Source organism: Psychrobacter sp. AOP31-B2-9, assembly GCF_052378005.1.
Classification (GTDB): Bacteria; Pseudomonadota; Gammaproteobacteria; order Pseudomonadales; family Moraxellaceae; genus Psychrobacter.
The window spans coordinates 19,264-28,808 of record NZ_JBQSXG010000033.1 but is presented as its reverse complement, the minus strand read 5'-3'; the positions used below and the strand labels follow the sequence as shown (position 1 = coordinate 28,808).

8 protein-coding genes are annotated in these 9,545 nt (G+C 41.1%); all 8 read right to left on the bottom strand.

Annotation, left to right across the window (positions count from 1 at the left end; genetic code table 11):
- Positions 1-107: 107 nt before the first annotated feature.
- Entirely contained in the window at positions 108-2,210 is a 2,103-nt protein-coding gene (gene pnp, locus ACT3SX_RS05860) for a polyribonucleotide nucleotidyltransferase (protein ID WP_192518340.1), read from the bottom strand.
- Between the two features lie 725 nt (positions 2,211-2,935).
- Positions 2,936-3,202: a 30S ribosomal protein S15 gene (gene rpsO / locus ACT3SX_RS05855; protein ID WP_045443035.1), complete on the bottom strand. Its 267-nt coding sequence runs from the start codon at positions 3,200-3,202 to the stop codon at positions 2,936-2,938.
- Between the two features lie 330 nt (positions 3,203-3,532).
- Positions 3,533-3,709: a hypothetical protein gene (locus ACT3SX_RS05850; protein WP_192518341.1), complete on the bottom strand. Its 177-nt coding sequence runs from the start codon at positions 3,707-3,709 to the stop codon at positions 3,533-3,535.
- 111 nt (positions 3,710-3,820) lie between these two features.
- Complete coding sequence (locus ACT3SX_RS05845; RefSeq protein ID WP_192518342.1) at positions 3,821-3,982, bottom strand: hypothetical protein; 162 nt, start codon at positions 3,980-3,982, stop codon at positions 3,821-3,823.
- 70 nt (positions 3,983-4,052) lie between these two features.
- On the bottom strand, positions 4,053-4,577 hold the full coding sequence (locus tag ACT3SX_RS05840; RefSeq protein ID WP_192518343.1) for a type 1 glutamine amidotransferase domain-containing protein: 525 nt from the start codon (positions 4,575-4,577) through the stop codon (positions 4,053-4,055).
- A gap of 367 nt (positions 4,578-4,944) precedes the next feature.
- Positions 4,945-6,024: a tRNA pseudouridine(55) synthase TruB gene (truB, locus tag ACT3SX_RS05835; RefSeq protein WP_192518344.1), complete on the bottom strand. Its 1,080-nt coding sequence runs from the start codon at positions 6,022-6,024 to the stop codon at positions 4,945-4,947.
- A 9-nt stretch (positions 6,025-6,033) separates the two neighbouring features.
- The gene (locus ACT3SX_RS05830; protein WP_192518345.1) at positions 6,034-6,423 is read right to left on the bottom strand and encodes a ribosome-binding factor A; all 390 of its coding nucleotides are present in this window, start codon (positions 6,421-6,423) and stop codon (positions 6,034-6,036) included.
- Positions 6,424-6,676: 253 nt separating this feature from the next.
- Positions 6,677-9,403 carry a translation initiation factor IF-2 gene (infB, locus tag ACT3SX_RS05825; protein WP_192518346.1) on the bottom strand — a complete coding sequence of 909 codons (2,727 nt, stop codon included), beginning with the start codon at positions 9,401-9,403 and terminating at the stop codon, positions 6,677-6,679.
- Positions 9,404-9,545: the final 142 nt, after the last annotated feature.

The window sequence follows — 9,545 nt, the reverse complement described above, 5'->3', positions numbered from 1 at the left end:
TTATTCACATAAATAATAGCCATAAAAAAACCGCCTTGAGCACTTATAACAAGTATCTCAAAGCGGTTTTTTACTTGGTAAAGACTAACGAAACCAATGACTAACGATTAGTTTTGTTCGATACCTTTCATAGTCAGCTTAATGCGACCACGGTTATCAACGTCTTGAACGAATACTTTCACGACCTGACCTTCTTTTAAGTAGTCTGATACATTTTCAACGCGCTCTTCTGCGATTTGTGAGATATGTACTAGACCGTCCGTGTTTGGCAAGACGTTAACGAAAGCACCGAAGTCAACAATGCGAGCGACCGTACCTTCGTAAGTTTTACCGACTTCAACTTCAGCAGTCAATGCTTCAATTTTGCCAATAGCGGCTTTGGTTGCGGCTTTGTTTTCACCAAAGATACGAATCGTGCCACCATCATCGATATCGATCACTGCACCAGTTTCTTCAGTTAACTGACGAATCATCGCGCCGCCTTTACCGATTACATCACGGATTTTGTCCGGATTGATTTCGATAACCGCATAGTTAGGCGCATGAGCATTGATTTCAGTACGGCTCTCTGGCAATACTTGATTCATCGCGTCTAGGATATGGATACGACCAGCATGGGCTTGCTTAAGTGCTTGCTCCATGATGTCTGGAGTAATACCTTCGATTTTGATGTCCATCTGTAACGCAGTGATACCGTCTTTAGAACCAGCCACTTTAAAGTCCATATCACCAAGATGATCTTCATCACCTAAGATATCTGACAATACAGCGAAACGCTCGCCTTCTTTTACTAGACCCATCGCGATACCCGCGACTGGTGCTTTTAATGGTACGCCTGCATCCATCAATGCCAAGCTTGCACCACAAACAGATGCCATAGAAGATGAACCGTTTGATTCGGTAATCTCTGATACCACACGGATAACGTACGGGAAGCGTTCGCTATCTGGCAGCATTGCTTGTACACCGCGACGTGCTAGACGACCATGACCGATTTCACGACGTTTTGGAATACCTTCACGACCCGTTTCACCTACTGAGAAATGCGGGAAGTTGTAATGCAACATGAAATGGTCACGAATCGTGCCACCCAATGAGTCAATCATATTAACGTCACGGCTGTTGCCCAATGTAGTAGTAACCAATGCTTGCGTCTCACCACGTGTAAACAATGCTGAACCATGCGTATATGGCAATACACCAACTTGTACGTCAAGCGCACGAACGGTTTCAAGATCACGACCATCGATACGTGGCTTACCTGACAAAATATTGTCACGAACCGTACGATACTTAAGATCATTATAGATTTCTTTTAGCTCAGATACCGTATCAGCATAAGTTTCTGACTCAGCATCACCAGCAAGCGCATCGATAATTGACTGTTTAATTTCATCTAGCTTAGTATAACGTGCTTGCTTGTCAGTAATCGTATATGCATCAGCAACTTGCGCGCCAAACTGCTCTTTCATGCTACTGGTAAGCGCTTGATCACGCTCAGGAGCAGAATATTGCTGCTTAGCAGTACCAACTTCTTCTGCCATTGATACAATGTTATCAATAACGATTTGCTGTTGCTGATGACCGTATAGTACTGCGCCCAACATTTGATCTTCTGACAACTCAGCCGCTTCTGACTCAACCATCAATACAGCAGACTTAGTACCAGCTACAACCAAATCAAGATCACTGGTTTCGAGCTGCTCAGTCGTTGGGTTTAGTACATATTCGCCGTTAATAAAACCAACACGAGCAGCCGCAACAGGACCATTAAATGGTGCGTCAGAGATAGCTAGCGCTGCTGATGCACCGATTAGTGCGGCGATATCTGCTGACTGGGTTTTATCTGATGATACAACGGTCGCCGTAATTTGGATTTCATTAACGTAACCTTCAGGGAATAGCGGACGAATCGGACGGTCAATCAGGCGTGAGGTTAGGGTTTCAAATTCGCTCGCACGACCTTCGCGTTTGCCGTAAGCACCTGGGATTTTACCCGCTGCATACATTTTCTCTTGGTAGTTTACGGTTAGCGGAAAGAAGTTTTGACCCTCTTTGGCTTCTGATTTTACGACTGCTGCGACTAGGACGGTAACGCCGCCCATATGAACTAAGATAGAGTTTGCTTGACGTGCAACGCGACCCGTTTCAATAACAACCTGCTGGTTGCCATATTGGAATTCACGCTTAATAGTGTTGAACATTGTCATATAATCTTCCTAATGTTGACTGACAAAATAATATCAGCGCTATAACAAGCTGATATCTGTCATTAAAATTCTGTGTATATGGCTATCAGCTGACATAATTACTATTAAAAAGCATATCAACCAATGCCAATAACGTTACTTGGTTATCTCATATATTTGTCTAAGTTGGACATCGTACTATTATATATATTCGGTCGTACAATTTTAGCTTTACCATGAATACTATCACAAAGACTCTAGGTCTAAAGACTTTGATGCTAAAAACCCTACAGGCTGTTCTGGTCTGATCTGATAAGTGTCAGCTATTTACGCTACTCACTAAACTAAGCCATAAGTATTTTATCAAAAATCGCCATATCTATAGCAGATATACTATCAAACTCACAAGGCATTATTTTACAGTGATTTATAGCTATTGACCAATTAATTACAAGGTAGTGCCATTATCGTCAGAAAATACTATTTAAGCTGCTTGGTTAGTATAGCTTACTCCTGCATTTCTCTTAGACACTCTCTGGAAGTAGATATCATTTACATTATCTGAGTACTAATTTTAAAATGAATAAGCATAAAAAAACGGCGTGAAACTATTCCACACCGTTTTTAGAAAAATCTATTTTATCGATACCAGCAAACAGTTTCTAAGCGGCTTAACAAAAAAGCTAAGGTCATACCAAATCATGGTATTCCTGAATATCTCAACCACTCGTACTGTTATCGCCAAATTAACGACGTAGACCTAACTGGCTGATTAGAGTAGTGTAACGACCAAGGTCTTTACCTTTTAAATAATCAAGCAGTTTACGACGCGTGTTAACCATACGGATAAGACCGCGGCGGCTATGATGATCTGCTTTGTGTGCTTTAAAGTGATTCTGCAAATCGTTAATACGAGCACTCAGTAAAGCGACTTGAACTTCTGGAGAACCAGTGTCGTTTTCGCCACGTTGGTATTGAGCAATGATTTGTTCGCGATCAGTATTAGTTAGCATAAATATCTCCGGCAATGCTAAGAACTTTAAGACAAGCTACGATATGTAGCCAACTTTAAAGTAATAGAATAAATAAAATAACCTGTGCGTCATTCAGGACAACCCTGCATTACTAGAGTAGACCTAGTGTACGACAAGCTCAGATAACAACCACTTAATATGTTTTGAATCCTACCCCGCATTTAGCTATAGCACTACTTAACTAAAGTAATGGGTTAAATACAGTGCACTATCTAAAACCTAGTTTAAATGTGAGGAAGATTATAACAAAAAACTGCTGAACTAACAGCAGTTTTTGATGACAACATATACTAAAAGCGTAAACACTTACTAATTGCCACCATGTGAGTCTGCTTGTGTCGTATGTCGACCAATTGCGTCATTATCTAAAGGCGCAGTGGTTGCCTCTGCTAAACTAACTGGAGCTTCATCTTGAGGATCTAGCTCTTTATATAGCTCATCAATCTCTTTTTCTTGCGCGTCCATATTGTTCGGTGAATTACTCATATTAGCTCCTGAATTATTTTTTGGACTAATTGTATTTGCACTCATCAATAACACGGCGTGCAAACTATAAAAGTATCGATATCACTTTATTATAAGTAACATATTAGAAACCTACTTGTCTTCTTTCGCACTTTCTAAATTAGCTGCAATACGATCTGCAGCTGCTTCACTACTTTCATTATGGTTGTCTTCAGTCTGACTTTCAAGCGCTGCTTCCGCTGAATCAGAACGTTGTTGTTCAAGTTTAGTATCATTTGGATTAGTATTTGACATAGTATCGTCCTCAGTTATGGTTATAAATGATTTAAATATAGTGATACTGAATAATTATGAGACAGAGACTCTAAGATAGTGCTTTATCTATAGCATCAACAAAGTTGGGAATATCGTCTGGGTTACGCGAAGTAATAAGATTATTATCAACTTGCACTGTTTTATCTACATATTTTGCACCAGCATTTTCTAAATCCGTCTGAAGCGTAGGATAGGCAGTTAGTGTTTTACCTTTAGCAATACCTGTGTTGATCAGCACCCAAGGAGCATGACAAATAACAGCCAATGGTTTATTCGAGTCATTGATGGCATCAATTATTTCATGAGCTTGTTTATTACCTCGAATAGTATCAGCATTCACAGTACCGCCTGGTAGTACCAGTGCATCATAATCATTGGTATTAGATTCGCTTACAAAGATATCAGCAGTGAAAACATCACCTTTATCGACATCCTGATTCATGGCTTGCACTTCCTTTTTATCGTTTGTTGTTATAAGAAGTGTTTTGTAGCCTTTATCTTTTAATTGATTATTAACATCTTCGTACTCTGCTTGCTCAAAGTAATTATGCAGTAAAAAAGCAATGGTTTTCATAGTTTTCCTTTTGTTATCTAGTTAGTTTTTATGGACCAGTATATTTTTATAAATTAATTTTATTATTATTTGGTAGTCAATCATCCTTTGACCTATTTTATTTTTATTGATATGCGTCCTTTTTGCACAAGCCTTTAATTTTAATTATTTATTGTTTTAGCATTTAGCTTTTATAATTATTTTTACTTTTATAATATTTGTCCGTTCTGTTTTTTAACTCAGCATTCCCTATCTGATAAATCTAGCATACAAAAAAAGCAGGTTCCACCATAGGCGAAACCTGCAATAAAATGTGATGATATGTGATTAGTGTAAACTGTTAGTAAGCCAAAAAGGCTTTATCCTGACTTATTTAACAAGAATAAAACTAACGCTGGATAAGTTTTTTAGGCTGTAACCGACCATTTAGACTGACTGCACCTAAACCTAAGAACTGACCCTTTTCATTTATCAAGCGAATATCTACCGGTATTTCATGTATCAACGGCTTCGTATCGGTAGACTGATCGCCATCATCTGTCTCAGAAACAACTTCCTGACCAACAGCCACGTCATCATTGTTTGATGACAGGATATCAACATTATTGGTGATATAATCCCTAATATGGTCTGTCAGTTGTTCAAACACATTTAAACGTTGACCCATATGTATACGAGTACATTGTTCGGTCGTTAGTATCATTTCAGCGTCAATATTGATGCAGGCATCCACTGGCATTAGCTGCTCTTGTCTGCTATCTAGCGATAGTGCTTCTAATTCTGACAAAACAATCGCATTGTCAATGTCAAAATCACCAACTTGCGTACGTCGCAATGCAGTCAGATGTCCCAATGTACCTAGCGCTTTGGCAAGATCTTCACCGAGCACTCGTACATAAGTACCTTTGGTACAAGTCACTGTCAATTGGATTTGCTCATGATCAAGCGCTTTTAAGTCAAGCGCTTTGATCACAATATCTCTCGGTGCCCGCTCTACTTCGATGCCAGCTCGAGCGTATTCATAGAGTTTTTTGCCGTCTTTTTTTAGTGCTGAGTACATGGGTGGTATTTGCTGCTGAGCCCCTGAGAACTGCTGCGCCACAGTCGCTAAAAAATCTTCGTTAAGTTGAGGAATGGGCTCTTGTGCCACAACTTGCCCTTCGGCATCACCAGTGTCAGTTTGGCTACCTAGCAATATAGTCGCCTGATAAGACTTATCAGCATCAAGCTGATAATGACTAAATTTCGTCGCCTCACCCATACAAATAGGTAATAGACCTGTGGCCATAGGATCAAGCGTGCCAGTATGCCCAGCTTTTTTGCTGTCATGCATCGGTGATTTGAACAGATATTTTACTTTTGACACCACTTGCTGTGAAGTCATACCTTTAGGCTTATCTACTAAGATAACACCAGATACTTTCACTTTAGCTTGTGTTTTATCGGCAGGTTTGGCTGATATGGGCATAGTAGGTACTTACTCATCATTCTCATTTTTTTCGGTCTTAGTGACGGCCTGATTAATCAAATCCATCATATAATTACCGCGAGCTGTCACTTCATCATAATGAAAACGCAAGCGCGGTGTCGTACGTGTTTTTAAACTATGGCTTAGTTCAGTACGTAAGAAACCCGCAGCTTTGTTAAGCACTTTAATACTTTCTTCATGATTCGTCTTGGTCATGGCATCATTGAGCTCAGGCTCCATAATGGTGACATAGACGTCGGCATATCCTAAATCCGGGCTAACTTTGACACTAGAGATAGTGACAAAACCAGTCAGGCGAGGATCATTAACTGCATCGCGGATAAGAACAGCAAGCTCACGCTGTATTTGATCGGCTAAGCGTTGTAAACGTTGGTTCATTTTATTACCTTAATTTGATATGGCTTATTTTTATTGATTAGCAGTCTTAATATTTGAATATTCAACAGACCTTAATACATATCTTTTAAAAAACTTAGAGATTAATACTTGTCAAAAAAGGCCTAGCAGGGTGTACCTGTTAGGCCTAAGTAAAGCTTGATAGTGAAGAGGTATTAAGATGCACAGCCCGTTAAGCACGTTGCATGGTTATATACCTCACTATCAGACAATAACGTTAGATAGTACCTGAACGTTAAATAGTACGTGCGAATTCTTGAATTTCAAAGACTTCGATCTTATCACCAGCTTCGACATCGTAACCACGTACCGCTAGGCCACATTCCATACCAGTACGTACTTCATTAACGTCTTCTTTGTAGCGACGTAATGATTGCAACTGACCTGTAAAGATAACCTGATCCTCACGCAATACGCGGATAGGTTTGTTGCGATAAATTGTACCTTCAACCACCATACAACCAGCAGCTGCACCAAACTTACTAGAGCGGAATACTTCACGAACCTCTGCAACGCCAAGGATTTTCTCACGATGTTCAGGAGCTAACATACCACTCATGGCTGATTTCACATCATCGATTAGGCCATAGATAACACTATAGTAGCGAATATCCATGTTAGCCGTATCTGCTTTACGGCGTGCGGTCGCATCTGCACGAACGTTGAAGCCTAATAGTACTGCCTCACTAGACTCTGCAAGCGTGACATCAGACTCAGAGATAGGACCAACACCTGAACTAATCACTCTGACTTTAACTTCATCAGTTGATAGCTCGTTTAGAGCAGCAAGTAATGCTTCAAGCGAACCACGTACATCCGTTTTCAATACGATGTTCAAGAATGACACATCACCTTGTTCCATCTGATCGAACATACTCTCTAAACGCATAGCATTTTGACGTTCAAGTTGACGCTCACGCTCACGGTTGGCTCTAAAGTCAGCCACTTCACGTGCTTTTTTCTCATCAGTTACGACTAAGAACTCACTACCAGCGGCAGGTGTTTCAGGTAAACCTAAGATTTCTACAGGGATAGAAGGACCCGCTGATTTGATACGCTGACCATTCTCATCTGTCAGTGCACGGACCTTACCATAATGTTCACCGGCTAAGATCAAATCACCTTGCTTCAATGTACCTTTTTTCACTAAGACACTGACAACTGGACCACGACCTTTTTCTAGTCTAGATTCAATGACAACACCTTGTGCAGCACCGTCTAATGGTGCTTCTAATTCCATCAGCTCAGCTTGTAAGCTAATAAAATCCAATAGTTCATCAATACCTTCGCCTGTTTTGGCTGAGATACGTGCCATTGGTGTATCACCACCCCATTCTTCTGATACCACTTCTTTTGTGGTCAACTCATTAAGAACACGGTCAGGATCAGCACTTGGCTTATCCATTTTGTTGATAGCGACGATAATTGGCGTACCAGCAGCGCGAGCATGATCAATCGCTTCTGCTGTTTGTGGCATCATACCATCATCAGCTGCCACTACTAGTACAACGATATCCGTTGCCTGAGCGCCACGTGAACGCATCGCGCTAAATGCTGCGTGACCTGGAGTATCTAGGAATGTAATGACACCACGTTCCGTTTTAACATGGTAAGCACCAATATGCTGAGTAATACCACCCGCTTCACCAGTTGCTACTTTTGTTTCACGAATTTTATCCAGTAATGATGTTTTACCATGATCGACGTGACCCATAATAGTCACGACTGGTGGACGTGTTTGCACATTGCTGCTGCGCTCATCGACCGCATCTTGCAAGTCATCTTCAACTTTTGTATCACTGACAGGTACTGGGTTGTGACCCATTTCTTCAACCAGCAAACTTGCTGTCGCTTGATCAATGGTGTCTGACTCGCGTGCTATCTCACCCATTTTCATCAGTAATTTAGTCACTTCTCGGGCTTTGACTGCCATACGCTGAGCAAGATCTGCTACAGTGATATGCTCACTAATCTCAACGTCATAAACGATTTTCTCAACCGGTTTTTCAAATTTATGCTGCCCTGATTGACTTGAACGCAATCCATTTTTACGGTTTTTAAATTCACGCTCATCTTGGTTCTTGCGACGACGACCACGTGCACCAGTGCTGTTTGCACCACGCTTGATTTCACGACGCTCTTTTTCGAATGACTCTTCTAGTGCATCACCGACCAAACCTTCTGCCAACGGTTCATCTTTGCGAACTTCAGTAACAGGCTCACGATCTGTATATTTACCAGCCATTTTACGCATTTGCTCAAGTGTACGCTTCTGTGCTTCTTCAGCCTGCACACGACGTGTTTCAGTCTCGATTTCGCGTAGACGAGCTTCTTCTTTTTCACGAGCCTCACGAGCTTTACGCTCAGTTGCCGTTTCAACTTTTGGTTTGGTTGCAGCGACTTTTTTCTTCGGTTGGTCTTTAGGCTTGACTTCAACAGCTGCCTTGCCACCTTTTTTCACAACGACTGACGTTGAGATATCGTCATTTCTATCGTCTGATTTTTTGCCAGAACCCAAACTTGCACGCATCGCAGCTAAGGTCGCCGCTTGACGTTCTTCTGCCTTTTTCTTAGTAGCAGCACGCTCTTCAGCGTCTTTAGCAGCACGTTCCTGCGACTCAATCATCGCTTGCTCACGCGCAGCCAATTCTTCAGCCATTTTTTCAGGATCAGGCTTTTCAAAGACCTTCTTTTTACGTACTTCAACATTAACGCTCTTAGATTTACCTGAAGAGCCAGTCACACGAGCAGTGCTAGTCGTTTTAGACTTAAGACTAATACGACGCTTTTCTTGCTGACCATGACTTTGCTTTAAATACGTCACCAACTTCTCTTGCTCAACTTCTGAGACTAGGTCATCCTCTGCACGAGCAGGTAGTCCAGCATCTACCAGTTGCTGTTTTACAGCACTTGTAGTTTTGCCTACCATATCTGCCAGTTCTTTGACGGTCTTATCTGCCATTTATTATCACCTACTGTCTATTATTTGCTATATGTTCAATTCAGTTGTTGGCTACAAATGATTGGGTTAAGGCTGGTATTTGTATTACATTCATACCAGCACTTTATATCGATAGCATATCACCAAAAGACAGCGATATGCA

What these genes read in the sequence shown, in the direction of transcription:
- infB (WP_192518346.1), bottom strand. Translation starts at nt 9,403, where the DNA reads ATGGCAGATAAGACCGTCAAAGAACTGGCAGATATGGTAGGCAAAACT.
- ACT3SX_RS05840 (WP_192518343.1), bottom strand. Translation starts at nt 4,577, where the DNA reads ATGAAAACCATTGCTTTTTTACTGCATAATTACTTTGAGCAAGCAGAG.
- pnp (WP_192518340.1), bottom strand. Translation starts at nt 2,210, where the DNA reads ATGACAATGTTCAACACTATTAAGCGTGAATTCCAATATGGCAACCAG.
- ACT3SX_RS05845 (WP_192518342.1), bottom strand. Translation starts at nt 3,982, where the DNA reads ATGTCAAATACTAATCCAAATGATACTAAACTTGAACAACAACGTTCT.
- truB (WP_192518344.1), bottom strand. Translation starts at nt 6,024, where the DNA reads ATGCCCATATCAGCCAAACCTGCCGATAAAACACAAGCTAAAGTGAAA.
- rpsO (WP_045443035.1), bottom strand. Translation starts at nt 3,202, where the DNA reads ATGCTAACTAATACTGATCGCGAACAAATCATTGCTCAATACCAACGT.
- ACT3SX_RS05830 (WP_192518345.1), bottom strand. Translation starts at nt 6,423, where the DNA reads ATGAACCAACGTTTACAACGCTTAGCCGATCAAATACAGCGTGAGCTT.
- ACT3SX_RS05850 (WP_192518341.1), bottom strand. Translation starts at nt 3,709, where the DNA reads ATGAGTAATTCACCGAACAATATGGACGCGCAAGAAAAAGAGATTGAT.